The organism is Corynebacterium sp. HMSC055D05 (genome assembly GCF_001810365.1).
GTDB lineage: Bacteria > Actinomycetota > Actinomycetes > Mycobacteriales > Mycobacteriaceae > Corynebacterium > Corynebacterium coyleae.
Window position 1 is genome coordinate 76,928 of sequence record NZ_KV801051.1, and the last position, 20,719, is coordinate 97,646.

Here is a 20,719-nt window from a genome sequence, read left to right on the forward strand (position 1 = left end):
AGGGCGACGTCCTAGGCCGCTAGACGAACGGGGCATTAGGACACAGAACGCAATTGCTCTGCAGCTGGCCTACCAGGACTCGAACCTAGAATGACGGTACCAGAAACCGTAGTGTTGCCAATTACACCATAGGCCATTGTTTTTCAGTCCTGACCTGCGCTTTCCGTTTCCGTTCCGCGCTGTCTGCCTGAACAACATGGAGTACTATAACCATGAATCGCTATGTGTACCAAATCCGCAGGCCACCGCATAGAAACGCGGTGGCCTAAACGTACGAAAACAACAGCGTTGTAGTTCCTACTCCGTAGCGCTCCTACTCTGCAGCCTGGTACGGCGTAACGGCGCGGGCAGCTTTGAGACGCTTCAGCGTGGACTCACGGCCAAGCAGGTCCATGGACTCGAACAGCGGCGGGGACACCGCGGCACCAGTGGTGCCCACGCGCAGGGCGCCGAATGCGACACGCGGCTTGAGCTCGAGGTCCTCGATCAGCGCCTTGTTCAGCGCTGCTTCGATGTTCTCGGTGGTCCACTCCCCCTCACCGATCGCCTCAAGCGCTGCAATACCGGCATCCAAAGGCTCGACGGCGGTGTCTTTGAGGTTCTTCTTTGCACTCTTCTCGTCCAGCACCAAGTCATCGTCCGCGATGACAAGGAACTTCAGCAGGTCGTACGCATCGGAGAGCACCTTGATACGGGTCTGCACGAGATCCGCCGCAATGGTGAACTTGTCTTCCGGGTAATCCGCTGGGAAGTCGGTGTACTCGGTGAAGTACTCGCGCAGGCGGTTTCGGAAGTCTTCCGGCTCAAGCAGGCGAATGTGGTCGGCGTTGATTGCTTCAAGCTTCTTCTGGTCGAAGCGGGCCGGGTTACCCAGCACGTCCGAGACGTCGAAGGCCTTGACAAACTCGTCGACAGAGAAGATGTCCTGATCCGCAGAAAGCGACCAGCCCAGCAGCGCGAGGTAGTTGATCATGCCCTCCGGGATGATGCCGTTGTCGCGGTGGTTAAACAGGTTGGATTCCGGGTCACGCTTGGAAAGCTTCTTGTTGCCCTGGCCCATCACGAACGGCAGGTGGCCGAACTCGGGGGTGAAATCCGTAATACCGATACGCTTCAGCGCCTCGTAAAGCGCGAGCTGACGTGGCGTGGAGGACAGCAGGTCCTCACCGCGCAGGACGTGGGTAATACCCATGAGCGCGTCGTCAACAGGATTGACCAGCGTGTACAGCGGCGCACCGTTAGAGCGGGCGACAACGTAGTCTGGCTGGGTTTCGGACTTGAAGGTGACCTCACCGCGCACAAGGTCGTTCCAGGTCCAATCCTGGTCCGGCATGCGAAGGCGCCAGACCGGCTTGCGGCCTTCGGCCTCAAAAGCATCGATCTGTTCCTGAGTGAGGTCACGGTCAAAGTTGTCGTAGCCCAGCTGCGGGTCGCGGCCTGCGGCCTTGTGACGCTCCTGGACCTCTTCGTTGGTGGAGTACGCCGGGTAGACCTCGCCGGCCTCGATGAGCTTGTTCAGCACATCGGCGTAGATGTCAGAGCGCTGCGACTGACGGTACGGCTCGTGCGGGCCACCGACGTTGATACCTTCATCCCAGCCAAGGCCGAGCCACTCGAGCGACTCAATAATCGCCTGGTAGCTCTCCTCGGAGTCACGGGCGGCATCCGTGTCCTCGATACGGAACACGAACTTGCCTCCGGAGTGCTTGGCTTGCGCCCAGTTGAACAGGGCGGTGCGGACCATGCCCACGTGTGGGGTTCCGGTCGGCGACGGGCAAAAGCGAACGCGCATATTGGGGTTTTCAGTCATGGGGCAATCGTAGCGCGCCATATGCATTGCGCTTGTCGACGCCCAACCACCCCCGGCGCTCACCGCCCAGGATCCAGCAACATATCGCGTTACTTCGGGTTGCGCATGAGGAAGCGCCACATTTCGTCTGCTGCAGACGGCGAGTACCACCAGAAGTGGTTCGAGCCATGCACCTTGATCACTTCCACGCCCTTGCGGCAGTTTCGCGACGACACCCGAGTCGCATTGTTGCCTGCCGGGCGCGAATCGACTCCCCCGAAGCACCCGTTGCGGCGCTCGTAGGATTTAAACAGCTCCGGCACCGGCAGCACTTGCTGGCCTCGTCGAGTAGTGCCGTGGTACGGGGTGAGTGTGTCGTTGGTGCCGTGAATGGCCATGAACGCGACCGGCAGGTTCTGGCAGCCACGGTTCACCGGGGCGTAGTACGCGCCGGACACGCCAGCAACGCCAGCAAACAAGTCCGCCATGTGGCAGGCGGAGACTGCGGCCATGCCGCCACCGGTGGACATGCCGGTGGCGTAGATCCGGCGTCGATCGATGTTGTAGTAGCGCTGGACGTCGTTGATCATTGCGCGGACAAAGGCGATGTCTTGGCCTGGACGTGTCGCTGCGGTTGCGGATCCCTCCCACGATGCTCCGATCGCGCGCGGGTAAACGATGATCGCGTCGCGGCCGACAGATGATTCACGCAGGCGTGAATAGTTACGAAAATTCTCCGTGGAATCCTGATATGCGGAGTACCCCACCATCACCGGGGTGGGACGTGCAGGGTTGTACCCTCGCGGCACCCAGACGAGGTAGCTTCGTCCCGCTACACGGACCTCGCCGTTGGCCCCGTTCGCCACCGGCGCCGGCGCTTGGGGCGCCCACGCACCGGGGAGATTCGGCGCGGGAATTTGCGGGGCGGGAACTGGGTTGATCGGCAACGATGAGCCTTGCGGCAGGGAGTCGTTGGCCATCTGGACAAACTTGTTCCACTCAGCATTTGCCTGGTTGACCGCGTTTGTAACTGCCTGATTCGCCTGCGAAGACAAGTCTTGCGCCTGTGCAGGGACAGGAGTGACCACCCCAGCGGCGATCATGAGCGTTGCCACGCTTCCTGCCAGTGCTTTACGGATCCGCCCAACCCGTTTCGCACCAACTGCCACATTGTTACCATTTTTCACACAGGCAACAATAAATCTGGGGTATATCCGAAGCAACTGATCCGACGAGGCGTCTTCGAGCGTAGCCAGTTAGAGTGTTTCCCCATGTCCGTCAACCCGCTTGCCGGCCCTTCCTCCGGCCGCCCCGACACTGCGCCCGATTTTCTCCTTTCGCGCGCAGAAGGATCGGTCCGCACTCAAGGCGCCACCCGCACGTTCAGCGACGCCTGGGAAGCGAACAACGCGCTAGAGCGCGGCGAGGTGGAAATGGTTGTAGGTGCGCTCCCCTTTGACCAGGACTGCCCAGCGGCGCTCACTGTGCCAGAGCACATCATTCGGGAGCCAGGCCCGCTAGAGCCGCACCCGTATTACCGGATTGGCGCAGGTTCTCGCCTTCACGCAACGCTTATCGACGTCGACCCGTCCCCCGAAGAACACCTGCGCCGCGTCGAGGCTGCCGTAGGGACGATCCGCAACTCCCTGTTGGACAAGGTTGTGCTTGCCCGTGCGGTAGACATCGCCTTCGACCCGCCCGTTGATCCACGCCTCGTCGCGGCCAGGCTGATCGATCTGTCCTACACGCACGACGGTTTCATCGCGGACCTCACCCCATCTGGCCGCACGGGACATTTCCTAGTCGGCTCCTCCCCCGAAGTCCTGGTGCGCCGCCGTGGCAACAAGGTGACCTCCTATCCCCTTGCAGGTTCGGCAGCACGTGTACCGCACGATCCGGCGGCGGACCGCGCCGCAGCGGAGGCACTGGCGTCGTCGCAAAAGGATTTCGACGAACACCGCTTCGTTGTCGAGCACATCCGCGAGGTCCTCGAGCCACTTTGCTCTGACCTGCAGATTTCAGAGCGCCCAATCCTAGAAAAGACCAGCGAGATGTGGCACCTTGCCACACCGATTAGCGGCACGTTGAAGGAACCGGCACCAACAGCGCTGGATCTGGCAATGCGTCTCTACCCCACCCCTGCTGTGTGCGGCACCCCACCCGCCGCCGCAGAAGCCCTGATTACCACCGCCGAATCGGATCGCGGTTTCTACGCCGGCGCGGTCGGATATACCGATGCCGCAGGTGATGGCGAATACATGGTTGCCATCCGTTGTGCGGAGGTCAACGGCGACGGCACACACGCCCGCGCCTGGGCCGGTGGCGGGCTCACCGCAGACTCCGACCCACAGGCCGAACTCGACGAGACTTCAGCCAAACTGCGCACGATCATGCGCGCGCTGGGCCTGTAAACACGGCCCAAAAGCGAGCCTGCGTTCTAGGCGCGCTCGACGGGGTTGCCCAGTTTGCCGATACCTGGGATCTCAACCTCGATGTAGTCGCCCGGAACCATCTCTGCGGTACCCGCCGGCGAACCGGTTGCAATGACATCGCCCGGCAGCAGAGTAAAGGACTGGGAGACCCACTCCACCATCTCTCCAACCGACTTGATCATCTGGTTCGAGTTGGAGTCCTGCTTGGTCTCCGTTTTACCGTCGTGGGTGTGGTGCGCCTTGATCGGCAGGTTGGCAAAGTCGAACTTATCCAGGTCCGTCTCAATCCAAGGACCGAGCGGACCGAAGGTGTCCATGCCCTTGGCGCGCGCCCACTGACCGTCCGCGAACTGGAGGTCACGCGAGGAGACATCGTTGATGATGGTCACGCCACGGATCACAGACTTCCAGTCCTCAGCCTTGACGTTTTTGCATGGAACGCCAACGACGAGCGCCAGCTCGCCCTCAAACTCGACGCCTGTGGCGAACTCCGGGATCTTAATAGCGGCACCAGGGCCAATCACGGCGGTCGACGGCTTGATAAAGATTGTCGGCGGCAGGTGCTCGGCGGATTGCTTGAACACCTCAGCTACGTGGTCCGCGTAGTTGCGTCCCACAGCGACGATCTTCGACGGTAGCGTCGGTGCAAGCAACCTCACCTGGTCAAGGTCGTATTCTTTGCCGGTGTACTCCGGCGCACTAAACGGCGTGCCCTTGATCGCCTTTGCGGTCGTTCCCGCATCGTCGATAACGGCGAACGTCATTCCTTCAGGTGTTGCAATTCGTCCAAAACGCATGTGATCGAGCATACAACCCCACTGTCATTGTGGCGCATTTGGGATTCACTGACGTCTACTGCGCGCTCAGCGCCAGGTACAACTCCGCGCACGCAATCGCGTCGGTAAGCGCGTTGTGGTTCGCGTAGTCGGGCAAATTGTAGCGCTGTCGCACGCGCGCAAGCCTGAGGTCCTCGCCGCGCGGATACGTACCCATGCGCTCCATGTGTCGCCGCTCCATCGCGAAGGTATCCACTACCTCGCTCTCGCGCAGGCCCCATCGCTTGCCCTTGACATCTTTTTGCAGCTTTGCGACGAAACCTAGCTCCATCTGCGCAAAATGGGCCAACAACTTGCGTCCTTCAAGGGCACGATCAAACGCGTCGAGTACTTCGGCAGCGACGACGCCTTTGTTCGCAATATCATCGTCAGTCACCCCGTGAAGCGTCACAGTATCGCCAACTTGGGCACCTGCGAGAACGAAGTACTGTGCCTGTGATAAATCGATCACACGTCCGTCGACGGGAACCCAACCGATGGAGACCATCTCATGCTTCTCCGGCTTGAGTCCAGTGGTTTCGACGTCGACGGCCAGCAGGGCGTCGTCGTTAAGCACCCGCGCTTTCGGTCGAAAGAACATCTCACACCGCCCGCGTCGGGTGCTTCGACGCCAGCGCGTTCTGCAGCGACTTGATCACACCGAACGCATCGCGCAACGCGGCCCGATCCAGGGATTGCAACTGCTTCGGATCAATGCGGTAGTTCGGCTCCTCCCCGGCGCGCACCTGCTGCGACTGGTGTTTCATGACAAGGTCCGAAAGGTACTCGTAAGCGTCTGCCAGATCCGACGCTCCCTTCGTCGATACCGCCTCGCCGGCAGAGGCACGCAGGCGTGTAGGCGTATCCACCGCACTGACACCGGCCACGATGGAGTACAACCGAGCCATCTGCACCACAGCGGCAGTACCACCGCGTTTGATGTCTAGCGTGTTCGCATACTCGCCGTCGCGCTCAAGCACGAAGCCACGGAAAAAGCCCACTGGAGGCTCTCGGAACGTAGCCAGAGCTGCCAAGTGTGTATGTAGACGGCGCGACCCGCGCGCCGACGACAACGCCGCCTCATGCACCTCATCAGCCAGCGAGCGCCACCCCTCGCCTGAGCCGAAGATCGCGCGGAAATCGAAAAATACCTGCGCGTGCAGCAACGCGTTCGGATCAGGTGCAGTGACCCAAGTGTGGAACATGCGCGACCACTGCGACTGCGTCATGCGCCACTTTGGGTTCGACGCCATCATCTCCCCCGGGCATAACGCCTGACCTGCATGCGCGAGACCCTCGCAGACAAACTGTGTCAGCGCGATGAAGTACTCCCCATGGGTTTCTTCGTCGTAACTGTCCGCGAGGACCAACGCGTTGTCTTGGTCGGAGGCTGGCCCCATCTCCGCGCGAGCCTGACTGCCTACCGCGACAAAGGCGTACGGCACCGGTGCTGGCCCCAGCTTCTCCTCCGCTAGCTCGCCTAGACGGCGAGCGATGGAATCCGCAATCGATGTCAGCAGGCGCTGTGTCTCAGCAGCGGACGCGCCTCGCTCAAAGAACCGCACAGCCACGTTTGCCGCGGCATCGTAGGCTCCCTCGAGCTCCTCGTACGTACTCTGCTGCACATCTGCTGCCAAGTAGATCGGGTCTGCTTGCAGCAGGCGCATGATGTCGAATGAGGTCAGCACACCGCACACACCTCCGGCGCCTTCAACCGGCAGGTGGTGGATCCCCAACTCGCTCATCGCGAGCATCGCCTCGAACACCAACGCTGTTTCCGGGATGGTGCGCACTGGTGAGGACATCACATGTGCAATAGGCCGTGACGGGTCCACTTGCGCTGCGACAACGCGAGAACGCATGTCCTTGTCTGTGAGGATGCCGATCTGCTCACCTCCGACGACGACGAGGCAACTCGCATCGTGCTCGTTCATCACACCGGCAGCGTGCGCGATTGATGCAGTTGCGTCACAGGTGACAGCGGGGCGGCCGTCGACAATATGCGCAATGGGCGTACGCAGCACACTCGCCGTCCCCCCATCACGCACCTCTTCCGCCGCTGCTTTGAGACGACGAGACGCCGACTCAAAGAACCTGTGCAGCTCAGGATGCGCATCGAGCAGGCCTGTGAACACCTCGCGCGGCAGCATGAGCAACACGCTGTCTTCCACCGCTTCCATCACATACTGCGATTCCCGCGGACCTACCAGCGTGGAGTAGCCGAAGTTCAGGCCTGTATCGCGACGGTCCAGCAGCAAGTTGTCATCGCTGACGATGTCAATCGCACCCGAGCGAATGATGTACAGCGTGTCGTTGGGCTGGCCGAGATCCACAACGACTTGACCGCGGCGCACATAGGTGATCCCCATCTGTGCGGGCAGGGCCCGGATCTTCTCTTCAGGGAGGCTTGAAAACGGCTCGTGCTGGGCCAGGAAGCCGTAGACCTCGTCCAATTCCACGCTCATGCCCGAAGCCTAGCGTGAGCACGACCCCCACACGGCGAATTTTTGGAAAACTACTGGTAGCTCACAAACCACGGGCGAGGATTCACGTCGGCATAGGTCTGCTCCGGAGTAAACATGGGAGAATCCTCGTCGATAAAGTTCTTCCACGCCATGAAGTAATTCGGGTCCAACCCCTGACGCAGGATGTTCCACGTGTCGAACTTCTGCTCCGGCAGCCCATGACCGTCCGCGTGAAGGATCCATGCCAGTTCCGGCTGCCCGGTGACAATGTTTTCGCGGTCCGGGTACATTCCAACCTGGAACTGGTGCAGAATCAATGCCTTCTGTGGCAGGTTGTTGTCGCGGACAAGCGCTGCAAGCCAGTCGGCGACCTCATTGATTTCGGCTGCGGTTGCGCTACCGATACGCGAAAGCGGCTGCTCACCAGGGTTTAGCTTCCATTCCGCATCAAGTGCCAAGCCAACGTTCGGCTGCTTGAGCAGCTCCTCGTAGATCTTCGCCTGCTCCAAGAAGTTGCCTTGGCCCGGCTGCAGGTCGATTACGGCGTAACCACCTGCGTCCACGATGGCATCCACATACGGGGCGATATCTTCCATCGGCGTCTCGTTGGAGTAGTTACCGTCATCGCCCGGGAATTCCGATGCCACCGACGCAATGACCTCGAAGGCAGGAATGATCGGCTGATCCTCCAGCGGCTCGTACCAGGAGGCGTATTGCTTCGCCAGTTCAACTGCTGCGGCAGGGTCCTGCTCCCCCATCACTCCGAGCTCTGGGCCGTACGGATGGCCGTAGAGCGCAATCATGCGCCGGCCTGGGAACACCAGTCCGCCGCCACCAGGCAGTTCACCATTGGCGGCGAGTGCTGCACGCGCACGGAAGTTCTCGTTCGAGCCCCACTGGCGGCCAAGCGCGAGCACGTCCTGTTCCATAACATCGCGCATGCTTTGCGACGACGCCCGCGGGTCCGCAGCCGCCAACACCTGCACATCCGCACCTGCTGCGCGAGCTGTGGCCACCGACGCACGCGAGGAGACCGCCGTGGCAAACACTGGCGGCATCTGCAAGCCACGCGGGTTCTTTGCCTCGAGTGCCGCAATCGCCGCCACATCTTCTTCGGCACGCTCGGCTACGACCGGTTCAGTCGCTGCTACCGCGTCGTCATCGCCCGGAACCTCAATTACCCGGGACGCGCCAAGGCGTTCAACCTCAGCATCAATCGCGGCGTCGGTGCCATCGAGGCGCACCAGAAGCGGCGCACCTAGTTCCACTGCAATCGCGGCAGCCCGAAGCTGCTGATCGCGATCCTTCGCGGAGACCACCACCGTGTCCGACGACTCGAAGAAGCGCTGCGAGACTTCCACACCCGTGCCGTCGGCGTCCTGAACCACCTCGTCACCATCGGTGGCAAGGGCGTTCTTGGCGCCAGCATCGGACTGAGAGCCCCCACCGAGTCCTCCGTCGCCTGCGCCGCAGCCAGTCAGGGCAAGCGCAGAAGCACAGAAAATGGCAAGGGACGCACGTGTGATCTTCCGGGAAGAAACCATGCGCTCGACCCTACGCGAGGGCGTCGACGATGCGCTCACCTACCTCGGTGGTACGCACCGGCGTGTCTCCACGTTGGGTCACGTCGCGCTCGACTGCTTCTTCGATGCGGGCGGCGTTGGTGTCGTCGCCAAGGAAGCGCAGCATCATCGCCACAGACAGAATCATTGCCGTGGGATCAGCAATCCCCTGGCCCGCGATATCCGGTGCAGAGCCGTGCACCGGTTCGAACATGGATGGGAACTCACGAGCAGCATTGATGTTGCCGGAGCACGCCAGCCCCACACCGCCCGCAACCGCACCTGCCAGGTCAGTCAGGATGTCGCCGAAAAGGTTGTCGGTGACAATCACGTCGTAGCGCGACGGGTCCTGCACCATGTAAATCGTTGCAGCATCGATGTGGTTGTAGTCCACCTCGACCTCCGGGAACTCCTGCGACAACTCGTCGACCACGCGCTGCCACAAGCCACCTGCGTTGACCAGCACGTTGGTCTTGTGCACGAGCGTGACCTTCTTGCGGCGCGTCATTGCCAACTCAAACGCGTACCGAGCAACACGCTCAGCGCCGAAATACGTGTTCTGAGAAACCTCGGAAGCAACTTCGTGCGGGGTGCCCTGACGCAAGGTACCGCCGTTACCAGCATAGAGCCCCTCGGTACCTTCACGGACCACAACAAAGTCGATCTCACCAGGGTTTGCGAGCGGGCTCGTCGACGATGGGTAAAGCTTCGACGGCCGCAGATTAACGTAATGGTCCAACTTGAAACGCAGCGGCAGCAGCAGGCCGCGCTCGAGCACACCCGCAGGCACGCGCGCCGGGTCGCCGATCGCGCCGAGCAGAATCGCATCGTGTTCGGCGAGGCTTTCCAAGTCCTCGTCCGTCAGCAGCTCGCCGTTGCGCAGGTAGCGGCGCGCTCCGAGGTCATATTCGGTGGTCTCGACGTCATCGCGCACCGCGTTGAGGACCTTGAGCCCCTCCGCCATAACTTCTTGGCCGATACCGTCGCCAGCAATCACCGCGATTTTCATATTCTGGGACACCTTTCTCACTGTGTAGATTCTGGCGCCCACATTAGCACTCCTTGGCGCTTGGGTTTAACGATTCCGCTCCGCCTGACGGATACGAAACGCCAACTCCTCACTCGAGCCGAATTGCGTCCCCAGCGCAATAAGCGACTTATCAGAAAGCCCCGCCATGGCGAACAACGTCGCCTCCGCTTTCCGCGGATCCGGCAGCGGCACGATCTCCACCGCGGCGCCGTAACTCCTCGCATTCGCAATCGCGGGTATCGACGACTGCCACGTGGCCACCACCTTTGGCGACATATGCGCATCCCGGCGCGATTGGACGGGAAACGGTTGCGCTTGGGCGCCGGGTTTAGCCACGGGATCTGCCCAGGTAGCACGTAGCCAAGTGGGATCGTTGCCGTTGAGTTCGGCGACTGCGCGGGCACTGTCTGCAGGGTCATCGATAGTGCGTTCAACGAAGCGCAGCGAAGTCATTTCGCCGAGCGCGCGCATCCCGCCGGGGTCGCGTCGGATACGTACTGCACCAGATGCGGGAGCCATAGCGACATCACCGACGGTTAAGACAGTTACCGTGTGCATGTCGGCGATCATGGAGACGTATTCGGCGTGGCGTGCTCCGTCGTAGACCATCATCGGGGCATGTGCGGTCACTGCGATGGAGGCTGCGCGAAGTTGCGCCTCAGGGGTGTCGTCGGAAAGCACGAGCGTTTCGGAGCGCGGGAAGAACAACTTCGCGGTTTCCATGCCAAGTGGGTCGTCGAGCACCACCGGGTGAGGCTCAAACGTTTTGGAGACATGCCCTGCGACGTTGACGCTTCGGGCGCGTTCGTAAGGGCCGAGTTGGACATCCGGAGTGCATGCGGCGAGCAGTACGCCCGCCGATAGCACTGCAAGCGATGCGCACCCGGAATGCTTCACCGGTCCTCCTTCGTGTCTCTCCCCTGTGCTGTTCCTATTCTGCGTCGTCGCACAATCCTTCGTCGCTGAGAACGTTGCGGTCCATCGCGTATTCAATCATGCCGATGAACCGTTCACGACGATCAGCGATAAATCGCTCCCAGTTAGATGTCAGCAGTGCTTCTGGGTCGACTTCGTGGCTTTCGAGCAGGGCGTCAAAGTCATCGTCGTCAAGCAGCGACTTGGACTGCAGCCTGGGCAGGTAGCGTTTCGGCTCATTTTGCTCAATGACGACCTCGGTACGACGGCCCATCGGCGTGCGGTTGAGCACGCTGTCGGCCAGCTGCTCGTCGACACCGAATTCGCGCAGGTACTCCCACGGGAAGATCTGGCCGAAGCGAGGTTTCAGTTCGGCCACTGTGGATTTGTCGAAGTGCTCTCCAGTGCGCCAGTCACGCGCGCCACGTGCCATCAGTAACGAATACAGCCCACGGTAGATCCCACTGTCCGAGGTTGCGGTATAGAGACGGGATTCGTGGAAACGTGCATCGGCGACCGTACGCGGCTCGATGTCGGTCTCTCCACAGACCCACGGGATGACTTCAGAGACGTCTACGCCGATGCGGATTGTCGGCGCGTGCGCGGCATAAAGCTCACCGAACACGCCACACCAGAACCAACGGTTGAGCCTGTCACCGACTTCCTTCTTTCCTGCAAGTTCGGGACGTTCGGCCAGGCGCGCAAGCATAACCGCGAGCGGGATGAGTTGCGCAGGGTAAGGGACTTGATCCGCAGCGACGATACGTCGCTCCTGCAGGAACTGGGCGACCGCAACGAACCCGCGGGCCATCTCGTCAGCGTGTGCACGGTAATCCTCGATCGTGATGTTGAGGATGTCACCACGGTGGCCCAAAGCAGGCCCCTGCCGACTGGTCAGCAACAGTGACAGTGCACGCAGGAATTCCACACGGCCGATGCCCTTGAGCACGTCGTAGCAATCAAACTGGGCTGCGAGTTCTTCCCAGTGGCTAGCCAAGTCGAACGTCGGGTCTTGGGTTGCATATGTCGCGGTAAGGAGCTCGAACACATCCATCTGCACACCTGCCGAGTTAGCAAACGCAAAGATCTGCCCCACTCCCTCTTGTGCAGTATCGCGGTCCAGGCGGATCATTGGAATGTCGTACGCAGGCAGCTCACGCATCACCGCATTGATAAATCGCTTCACGGCAGTACGCACCTCGTCGTGTTGTGCATGTGCCGCCATATCGACGAGGAGATCGTTGCCCTCTTTCCAGAGCAACATCGAAACCGGCATCACAGCGTGCTCGATCATGTCATCGCGATTTCGGATGCCACCTGGAATGTCCGGCCCAAAGTGGGATCGGACATTCCCTTCCCCATCGACAGCAAACACGGCTTCCACCGGCATCGGCGTGTGTGCCACCGCCGCTCGTACGTCCACCATGAACTTCCGGGAAATCGGTCGCCCAAGATAGTCCACCGTGCTCACCTCCCCATCACCCTTAAATGCGTGAAAGAGCGACGTGAGGCGCTGTTGGCCGTCGAGAAGCAACAGGCCCGGTTCCACTCCAGCAACATTCACCCCCTCAAGCGGGCGTGGTTTAAAACGCTGCTCCGCGTTGCGAGTATCGAGCGCGAGGAAAGAACCGACCGGGTAGCCACGCAGCACGGAGGTGACCAACGTGCGCACCCGATCCACGTCCCACAGGTATGAGCGCTGAAAATCAGGCAGCTGCAGCTCGCCGCGCTCAGCGCGGGAAAATAGATCCTTGAGCGAATAGCTCGGCGTAGTAAAGCCCATATGCCTTAGCGTAGGACAGAATCAGCACACCGTCTCGTGCTCGATGTGCTCTGGCAGCTCAATTTGCACTGTCGCATGCTCCACACCCAGCCGGTGCAACTCCGCCTGAACCCGATCCAGCAACTGATCGCGGTCTTCTCCTTCCGCCGCCACAATGTGAACCGTTGCAATCACCGCCACCCCGTCAAGCGACCACAAGTGCAGGTCATGCAAATCCCTCACCCCAGGCAGTGCACGTAACTCAGCCTCGACTTCCTCGGCGTCAAACCCTTCGGGCACACGCTCCAGCATCACACCCACCGACTCCGCCATGAGTTTCCACGCACGAGGAACAATCAGGCCCGCGATCAGCAACGACGCAATGGGGTCAGCCGCGGTAAAGCCGGTCAACGCGACAATTGCGCCGGCCCCCAGCACGGCGATAGACCCGAACATATCCACCAACACGTGGAGGTATGCACCGCGTACGTTGATCGACTCCTTTTGCTGGGAGTACAAAATCCACGCCGACAACGCGTTCGCTGCAAGGCCGATCGCGGCGATGATCATCATCGGACCCGTATCAATCGGGGCTGGATCCCGCAGCCTGCGCAAGGCCTCGATTGCAATCCAGACGGAGACTGCCAGCACTGTCGCGGCATTAATCATCGCCGCGAGCACCTCGACACGGCGGTAGCCGTAGGTCGCGTATGACGTGGCTGCACGCTTACCGACGAGCACCGCCGCCATCGCAATGATCAGCCCGGCCGCGTCCGACAACATGTGCATCGCATCCGCAAGCAGCGCGACCGATCCCGAAATCACACCTCCGACCAACTCCGCAACAAAGACCGTTGCGGTAACGGCAAGTGCAGCGCCGATCGCCTTCGTCGGCGCGTCAACACGTGCGCCATGAGCATGATCATGATGAGCGTGATCTGAATGGTTGTGCATAACGACAACCATAGGAACACCAACACGTTAATGACAATTTATTGAAAATCGCTGCCGGGATGCTTTCCGCAGCGCTCACGAGGAGAAACGAATCCTTCGCGCCTCCCCGGGGCGAAATCCTGCCGAGCCAAATCGTCATACTTTGTTACAGTGGGCGACCGTTCGCATATCCGAGCACGTCACGGGCGGTTCACCATGAATCCGCCCCGAGCGGCGCGGATAAGTAATAACGAAAGGAATTAGCAAATGACTACCCCGAACCCGAATCAAAACCCGAACGACCCGACCGAGGATGTTCGCGTCGAGCGCACTACCCCTGAGGCTTCGACCACCGCACCGGCGCGTCCGGCTGCTGGCTCCACTGCAGTGACTGACGACGATAACGGTGGCGGCGGATGGTGGAAGTGGCTCCTGGGCATTCTGGCAGCACTCCTGCTTTTGGCCTTGCTGTGGAACCTGTTTACCGGCGACGACACCGAGGGCGACGCCACCGTAGACACCTCCACCACGACGGCAGCCACCGAGGTTGTTAACGAGACCACCACGGTCGAAGACGGCACCGTTACCGAAACCGCACCGGCCGAGGACGCCGCTGAGGACGCCACCACTGACGCTACCGCGTCCGAGACGACAAACGTCGTCGAGGAGGTCATCGACTCCATCGCACCGGAAGGCGCCCAGGAGGAGGCTCCGGCTGACGCACCGGCCACCAACTAATTATTCGGCGCGATCCGACTACCCCGCACCCACTCTCCGGGCGCGGGGTTTGCTCTGCCGTGCGGGCTTGTGCGGGAGAAGCACGACAAAGCCCTCGAATCACATTGATCCGAGGGCTACGTTTACCTGCCGAATTAGCGGGCAGTGTCGGTAAGCGGGTTCTTCACCCAGCTCATCATGTCGCGAAGCTCTGCACCGGTCTTCTCAATCGGGTGCTGTGCAACCTTGTCGCGCAGACCCTCGAGCTCCTTGTTGCCACCCTCAACGTTGGCGACGAGGCGCTTGGTAAAGGTGCCGTCCTGGATATCCTTCAGGATGTCGCGCATACGATCCTTCGCCGAGGCGTCGATGACACGCGGACCAGAGAGGTAACCGCCAAACTCTGCCGTGTCAGACACGGAGTAGTTCATGTTGGCAATGCCGCCTTCGTAGATCAGGTCGACGATCAGCTTCATCTCGTGGAGGCACTCGAAATACGCCATCTCCGGCTCGTAGCCAGCCTCGACCAAGACGTCGAAGCCGGTCATGATCAGGTCCTCGAGGCCACCACAGAGCACTGCCTGCTCACCGAACAGGTCGGTGACAGTCTCGGCCTCGAAGGTGGTCGGGATAACGCCAGCGCGTGCGCCACCGATTGCGGCAGCGTAGGACAGCGCAAGCTCACGGCCGTTGCCCTGCGGATCCTGCTCCACGGCGATCAGGCAAGGCACACCCTTGCCGTCGGCGAAGGTGCGACGCACCAGGTGGCCCGGACCCTTCGGGGCAACCATGCCGACGGTGATGTTGTCTGCCGGCTTGATCAGGCCGAAATGGATGTTCAGACCATGCCCGAAGAACAGGGCGTCGCCGTCCTTCAGGTTCGGCTCGATGTCCTCTTCGAAGATCTTGGCCTGGGAGGTATCCGGGGCGAGCAGCATGATCACGTCAGCCCATGCAGCTGCCTCAGCATTCGTCTTCACATCAAAGCCGGCCTCGCGGGCCTTTTCTGCGGACTTGGAGCCGTCGCGAAGGCCAACAACCACCTCGACGCCGGACTCGCGCAGGTTCTGAGCGTGCGCGTGACCCTGGGAGCCGTAGCCGATGATTGCAACCTTCTTGCCCTGGATCAGGGACAGGTCTGCGTCTTGGTCGTAAAGCACTTCAATAGCCATAGTTCTCGCTTCTTTCTTCATTCTGTGAGACGGGCGTTTCACATTATGACACAGCCGCCTCAGTTTGTGGGTGTTTTTAGTCCAATGGAGCCAAAGTTTTAGCGCCACGCGTCAGCGCTACCGTGCCTGATCGGGCAAGCTCGCGGATACCGAACGTATCCATGACGTCCAAAAACGCCTTCAACTTCGGTGACTCACCGGTGGCCTCAATAACAACAGAGTCCACCGCAACATCGATCACGCGCGCTCGGAACAGGTTGGCAGCGTCCACCACCTGCGGACGTGTTTGATTGTCCGCGTTGACCTTGACCAGCAGCAGCTGGCGGCCGACCGTGGTGTCGTCGTCAAGCTGCTGCACCTTAAGCACCTGGATCAGCTTGTAGAGCTGTTTGACGATCTGCTCGACAGAACGCTCCGTTGCATCGACCACCACCGTCAACCGGTTCACGCCCTCTTTCGACGTCTTCGCCGAAACGAGCGAGACCAGGTTGTACCCGCGACGGGTAAACAGGGCGGTAACACGGGTGATAATTCCGTCAACGTCCTCAACCAGCACTGAAAGCGTGTGGCGAGTGATTGCATCTGGTTGTGTCATTGTTAGTTCCCTTCCTGCTCCGCCGCAGCGGTCTCGATGGCCTCGCTGATTGCCTGCGGCGACTCCGCAGCCGACTCCTCATCATCGAAGAACGGGCGCATTCCGCGCGCATACTCAATGTCACTATTCGACGAGCCCGCAGAGATCATCGGCCACACCTGCGCGTCCTCGCCCACGATGAACTCAATGACCACCGGGCGATCGTTGATCTCACGCGCACGTTGGATCGTCGGCAGCACGTCTTCTTCCTTCGACACCCGGAACGCAACCGCGCCGAGCGCCTCCGACAACTGCACAAAGTCCGGAACGTAGGTTTCCCCACCCAACTTCGTGTGAGAGTAATTGCCGTCGTAGAACAGCGTCTGCCACTGACGCACCATGCCCAGGTTGCCGTTATTAATCAGTGCAACCTTGATCGGAAAGCCTTCGAGCGCAGCGGTGGTGATCTCCTGGTTGGTCATCTGGAAACAACCATCGCCGTCGATCGCCCACACCTCTGCATCCGGGTGCGCTGCCTTCGCACCGAGCGCAGCCGGAATGGAAAAGCCCATCGTGCCAGCACCACCAGAGTTGATCCAGTGGCGCGGCGTTTCAAAGTCCACAAACTGCGCAGACCACATCTGGTGCTGGCCCACACCAGAGCAGTAAATTGCGTCCGGCCCGGCGGCCTTGGACAGCGTCTCGATCACAAACTGCGGAGCGAGCGTGCCGTCCTCGTTCTTGTCATAACCGCGCGGGAAACGACGCTTCAGATCCTGCAGACGCTCAATCCACGGCTCAATCGACGGCGCCTTGGCCTTTCCGGATTCCTCAAAGTAATCGGTCAGTTCCGACAGCACACGCTTAGCATCGCCCACGATTGGAACGTCCACCGCGCGGATCTTGCCCACCTCTGCAGGGTCGATGTCAGCGTGAATGACCTTGGCGTGCGGCGCAAACGTATCGGTATCGCCGGTCACGCGGTCGTCGAAACGCGTGCCAACAGCGATGAGCAAGTCGGATTCCTGGAAGGAACCCACTGCCGGTACCGAACCGTGCATACCCGGCATACCCAGGTACAGCGGGTGCGACTGCGGGAACGCTCCGAGCGCCATCAAAGTCGTAGCCACAGGGATCCCGGTCGCCTCAACAAACTCGAGCAGCTGCTTGTTCGCATTCGCCTTCACAACACCGCCACCGATGTAAAGCACCGGACGCTTCGCCTGAGAAATCAGCTTCGCTGCCTGGGCAATCTGACGGTTGTGCGGCTTCGTGTTCGGCTTGTAGCCAGCCAAATCGATCTTCGGCGGCCACTTAAACTCAATCTCCGCGTTCTGCACATCCTTCGGGATGTCCACGAGCACTGGGCCTGGACGGCCGGTCGAGGCAATATGAAACGCCGCCGCAAGCGCGAACGGGATCTGCTCCGGGTCGGTCACCATGAAGTTGTGCTTTGTAATCGGCATCGTGATGCCGCGGATGTCCGCCTCCTGGAACGCATCGGTACCCAAAAGCGACGAGCCAACCTGGCCCGTGATCGCCACCATCGGCACCGAGTCCAGGTAAGCGTCCGCGATCGGTGTTACCAAGTTCGTCGCACCGGGACCAGACGTAGCAATGCAAACGCCGACCCTTCCCGAGGCCACCGCGTATCCCTCTGCTGCATGGCCCGCACCTTGCTCGTGGCGCACCAACACGTGGCGTAGTTTCGTTGCCCGATACAGGGCGTCGTAAAGCGGAAGCACCGCGCCACCCGGAAGGCCGAACACAATTTCCGTGCCAAGCTCCTCCAGGCTGCGAACGACCGCGTCCGCGCCTTTCATCCGCTCCGGTCCATTGCTCTCCGTCGACGGGGATGGTTGTGAACCTGCCACCGTTGCACTCCTTGTGTTCGAATTACCTAAAAATAAAAGCCCCCGGCGAGCGGTGTGCTCTCGAGGGCGCTTGTGTCTGCGGCGTGTAAAACGAACCCGCTACGGCAAGCGCCGCGTGGGTACAATAATTACAAGTCGCTGATTGATCACGTACATGACAATAGTGAGCCAGCCCACCCCTCGCGCATTTTTATTCACAGAAATCACGCGTATCGACGACACCCCGGCGCATCCCGTTACTTCCCCCGGCATCAACATGACTAGCATGCCGGGGTATGACAGCCACACAGGGAACGTCCCCGACCACCCAAAAAGTGTTTAAACCAACCCGTGAGCACATCCTCGCCATCGTGCTCGCAACCGGCATCGCACTCATGGGCATCATGTGGGCGCCGAAATATCTCATTTGGCTCCTTCTTATCCCCATTGTGTGGCTCGCATGGGTACTCTGCTCCTCCACCACAGTGGATAACAAAGGAATTAAAACCCGTTACCTCGTTCGCAAAAATGCCTTTCTTCCTTGGGAAGACCTGGCCGGCATCGCTTTCAAGGGAACTTCCGCACGCGTCGCTGCAAAAAACGGCACCGAGTATCCCCTGCCTGGCGTAACGTTCAACTCATTGCCCGCGCTCGCCGAGGCATCCGGAGGACGAATTACAGACGTCATTGCATCCGCCGAGCAAGCAGCAGACGGCAAGTACGAAATCATTGATAAAGACGGCGACCGCATCCTGCTTACCCGCGAGGAATACGATGCCTACCTCGCAGAACACCCCGATCTGCCGGGACCTCGCCCGTCCGCGAACGAACCTAAGGAGTAAACCGTGATCCCCCTTCGCTCACGTGTCACCACCGTTGGCCGCCAAGCAGCCGGAGCCCGCGCCCTGTGGCGCGCTACAGGCACCGGCGAGCACGAGTTTGGCAAACCCATCGTTGCCATCGTGAACTCCTACACGCAGTTCGTGCCTGGCCACGTTCACCTGAAACATGTTGGTGACATCGTGGCCGACGCTGTCCGCGCCGCAGGCGGCGTACCCAAGGAGTTCAACACCATCGCGGTCGACGACGGCATCGCCATGGGCCACTCCGGCATGCTGTACTCGTTGCCCTCGCGCGAGATCATCACCGACTCGGTGGAGTACATGGTCAACGCCCACACCGTGGATGCCATGGTGTGTATCTCCAACTGCGACAAGATCACCCCAGGCATGCTCAACGCCGCAATGCGCCTGAACATCCCCGCCGTCTTCGTCTCCGGTGGGCCGATGGAGGCCGGCAAGGCGTTTTCTGTCGGCGGTGTGACTAAGCCGAAGTCCGATCTCATCGACGCCATCGCGCTTTCCGCTAACAACGACGTCAGCGACGACGAGCTCGACAGTATCGCCAACAACGCCTGCCCCACCTGTGGTTCCTGCTCCGGCATGTTCACCGCTAACTCCATGAACTGCCTCACCGAAGCACTTGGCTTGTCACTGCCGGGCAACGGCACCACCCTGGCCACCCACACCGCGCGCCGCGAACTCTTCGAGCGCGCTGGCCAGACCATCATGGACCTTTGCGAGCGCTACTACGGCCAGGGCGACGAATCCGTCCTGCCCCGCAACGTGGCCAACGTCCATGCATTCCGCAACGCCATGGCGCTCGACATGGCAATGGGTGGTTCCACCAACACCATCCTGCACATTCTCGCCGCAGCTCAAGAAGGTGAGATCGACTTCGACCTGGCAGATATCGACGATCTGTCACACAAGATCCCCTGCCTGTCCAAGGTTGCCCCGAACGGTGAGGCACACGTCGAGGATGTCCATCGCGCCGGCGGCATCCCGGCGATTCTGGGTGAGCTCCACCGCGCTGGATTGCTGCATGATGATGTGCATTCGATCACGTACTCGTCGCTAAGCCAATGGCTCGCAGACTGGGACATCCGCGGCGGCAGCGCTACCGAGGAAGCGCTCGAGCTCTTCCACGCCGCACCGGGCGGTGAGCGCACCACGAAGGCATTCTCGCAAAGCGCGCGCTGGGAAAGCCTGGATACGGATGCGAAAAATGGCGTCATCCACGACGTCGAGCACCCGTTTACCTCCGACGGCGGCCTTGTCGTCTTGCGCGGCAACCTAGCCCCGGACGGCGCCATCCTGAAAACCGCAGGCGTCGAAGAAGGCTTATGGGAGTTCACCGGTCCAGCACGCGTCGTCGATTCGCAAGAGCAAGCTGTGTCCATGATCCTCAACCGCGAGGTGCTCGAAGGCGAGGTTGTGGTCATCCGCTACGAGGGCCCAGCAGGTGGACCGGGCATGCAGGAAATGCTCCACCCGACGTCATTCCTCAAAGGCGCTGGCCTGGGCAAGAAGTGCGCACTGATCACCGACGGTCGCTTCTCCGGAGGCACCTCCGGTCTGTCCATCGGCCACATCTCCCCCGAGGCTGCCGCTGGTGGCCTGATCGGCCTGATCCAAAACGGCGACACAATTGCCATTTCAGTGTCCAACCGCGAACTGAAGCTGGATGTGCCGGAAGCAGAGTTGGAAAAGCGCCGTGAAGCTATGGAAGCCTCCGACAACCCATGGACACCGAACCGTGTCCGTGAGGTATCGAAGGCTTTGCGTGCGTACGCGAAGATGGCAACCAGCGCCGACAAGGGCGCTGTACGCCAGGTGGACTAACCACAGAAAGCGGGTG

The 20,719-nt window shown here is 60.7% G+C and carries 17 protein-coding genes and 1 tRNA gene; 4 read left to right on the plus strand and 14 right to left on the minus strand.

Annotation, left to right across the window (positions count from 1 at the left end; genetic code table 11):
* Positions 1 to 64: 64 nt before the first annotated feature.
* From HMPREF2734_RS03710 to HMPREF2734_RS03720, 3 genes are all read right to left on the minus strand, one after another.
* Positions 65 to 136: transfer RNA gene (locus HMPREF2734_RS03710), tRNA-Gln, on the minus strand.
* A gap of 177 nt (positions 137 to 313) precedes the next feature.
* The gene (gene gltX / locus HMPREF2734_RS03715) at positions 314 to 1,810 is read right to left on the minus strand and encodes a glutamate--tRNA ligase (protein WP_070484224.1); all 1,497 of its coding nucleotides are present in this window, start codon (positions 1,808 to 1,810) and stop codon (positions 314 to 316) included.
* An 89-nt stretch (positions 1,811 to 1,899) separates the two neighbouring features.
* On the minus strand, positions 1,900 to 2,904 hold the full coding sequence (locus HMPREF2734_RS03720; RefSeq protein WP_083308071.1) for a CE1 family esterase: 1,005 nt from the start codon (positions 2,902 to 2,904) through the stop codon (positions 1,900 to 1,902).
* Between the two features lie 156 nt (positions 2,905 to 3,060).
* Here HMPREF2734_RS03720 and HMPREF2734_RS03725 point away from each other — a divergent pair, with 156 nt between their 5' ends.
* Positions 3,061 to 4,200, plus strand: coding sequence for an isochorismate synthase (locus tag HMPREF2734_RS03725; RefSeq protein WP_070569303.1), 1,140 nt, complete (start codon positions 3,061 to 3,063; stop codon positions 4,198 to 4,200).
* Positions 4,201 to 4,226: 26 nt separating this feature from the next.
* On the opposite strand, the gene HMPREF2734_RS03730 is transcribed toward HMPREF2734_RS03725, so the two are convergent.
* The 8 genes from HMPREF2734_RS03730 to HMPREF2734_RS03765 form a co-directional block, all read right to left on the minus strand.
* Entirely contained in the window at positions 4,227 to 5,018 is a 792-nt protein-coding gene (locus tag HMPREF2734_RS03730) for a fumarylacetoacetate hydrolase family protein (protein ID WP_083279509.1), read from the minus strand.
* A 55-nt stretch (positions 5,019 to 5,073) separates the two neighbouring features.
* The gene (locus HMPREF2734_RS03735) at positions 5,074 to 5,637 is read right to left on the minus strand and encodes an exonuclease domain-containing protein (RefSeq protein ID WP_070484230.1); all 564 of its coding nucleotides are present in this window, start codon (positions 5,635 to 5,637) and stop codon (positions 5,074 to 5,076) included.
* A gap of 1 nt (position 5,638) precedes the next feature.
* Positions 5,639 to 7,501 carry a DUF294 nucleotidyltransferase-like domain-containing protein gene (locus HMPREF2734_RS03740; protein ID WP_070569308.1) on the minus strand — a complete coding sequence of 621 codons (1,863 nt, stop codon included), beginning with the start codon at positions 7,499 to 7,501 and terminating at the stop codon, positions 5,639 to 5,641.
* Between the two features lie 50 nt (positions 7,502 to 7,551).
* Positions 7,552 to 9,045, minus strand: a complete 1,494-nt coding sequence (locus HMPREF2734_RS03745) for a cell wall-binding repeat 2 family protein (RefSeq protein ID WP_070569313.1) — start codon at positions 9,043 to 9,045, stop codon at positions 7,552 to 7,554.
* Between the two features lie 10 nt (positions 9,046 to 9,055).
* Positions 9,056 to 10,072 (minus strand): 3-isopropylmalate dehydrogenase, encoded by a 1,017-nt coding sequence (locus HMPREF2734_RS03750; protein WP_070569316.1) that lies wholly within the window; start codon positions 10,070 to 10,072, stop codon positions 9,056 to 9,058.
* A gap of 66 nt (positions 10,073 to 10,138) precedes the next feature.
* Positions 10,139 to 10,990, minus strand: coding sequence for a hypothetical protein (locus HMPREF2734_RS03755; RefSeq protein ID WP_070569319.1), 852 nt, complete (start codon positions 10,988 to 10,990; stop codon positions 10,139 to 10,141).
* A gap of 34 nt (positions 10,991 to 11,024) precedes the next feature.
* A complete protein-coding gene (locus HMPREF2734_RS03760; RefSeq protein WP_070569322.1) occupies positions 11,025 to 12,791 on the minus strand; it encodes a DUF262 domain-containing protein in 1,767 nt (588 codons plus the stop codon).
* 21 nt (positions 12,792 to 12,812) lie between these two features.
* Positions 12,813 to 13,724 carry a cation diffusion facilitator family transporter gene (locus HMPREF2734_RS03765; RefSeq protein WP_070569415.1) on the minus strand — a complete coding sequence of 304 codons (912 nt, stop codon included), beginning with the start codon at positions 13,722 to 13,724 and terminating at the stop codon, positions 12,813 to 12,815.
* A gap of 246 nt (positions 13,725 to 13,970) precedes the next feature.
* On the opposite strand from HMPREF2734_RS03765, the gene HMPREF2734_RS03770 reads away from it, so the two are divergent.
* Complete coding sequence (locus HMPREF2734_RS03770) at positions 13,971 to 14,441, plus strand: hypothetical protein (RefSeq protein ID WP_070569323.1); 471 nt, start codon at positions 13,971 to 13,973, stop codon at positions 14,439 to 14,441.
* Positions 14,442 to 14,575: 134 nt separating this feature from the next.
* Here HMPREF2734_RS03770 and ilvC read toward each other — a convergent pair whose 3' ends face one another.
* The 3 genes from ilvC to HMPREF2734_RS03785 are packed head-to-tail and all read right to left on the minus strand — an operon-like array spanning position 14,576 to position 17,989.
* Positions 14,576 to 15,613, minus strand: a complete 1,038-nt coding sequence (gene ilvC, locus HMPREF2734_RS03775) for a ketol-acid reductoisomerase (protein ID WP_083279502.1) — start codon at positions 15,611 to 15,613, stop codon at positions 14,576 to 14,578.
* A gap of 55 nt (positions 15,614 to 15,668) precedes the next feature.
* Positions 15,669 to 16,187 (minus strand): acetolactate synthase small subunit, encoded by a 519-nt coding sequence (ilvN, locus tag HMPREF2734_RS03780; RefSeq protein ID WP_070422976.1) that lies wholly within the window; start codon positions 16,185 to 16,187, stop codon positions 15,669 to 15,671.
* Positions 16,188 to 16,189: 2 nt separating this feature from the next.
* Entirely contained in the window at positions 16,190 to 17,989 is a 1,800-nt protein-coding gene (locus HMPREF2734_RS03785; RefSeq protein ID WP_070484259.1) for an acetolactate synthase large subunit, read from the minus strand.
* A 326-nt stretch (positions 17,990 to 18,315) separates the two neighbouring features.
* Here HMPREF2734_RS03785 and HMPREF2734_RS03790 point away from each other — a divergent pair, with 326 nt between their 5' ends.
* Both HMPREF2734_RS03790 and ilvD read left to right on the plus strand, forming a co-directional pair.
* Positions 18,316 to 18,861 carry a PH domain-containing protein gene (locus HMPREF2734_RS03790; protein WP_070452319.1) on the plus strand — a complete coding sequence of 182 codons (546 nt, stop codon included), beginning with the start codon at positions 18,316 to 18,318 and terminating at the stop codon, positions 18,859 to 18,861.
* Positions 18,862 to 18,864: 3 nt separating this feature from the next.
* Entirely contained in the window at positions 18,865 to 20,703 is a 1,839-nt protein-coding gene (ilvD, locus tag HMPREF2734_RS03795) for a dihydroxy-acid dehydratase (protein WP_070569326.1), read from the plus strand.
* Positions 20,704 to 20,719 lie beyond the last annotated feature (16 nt).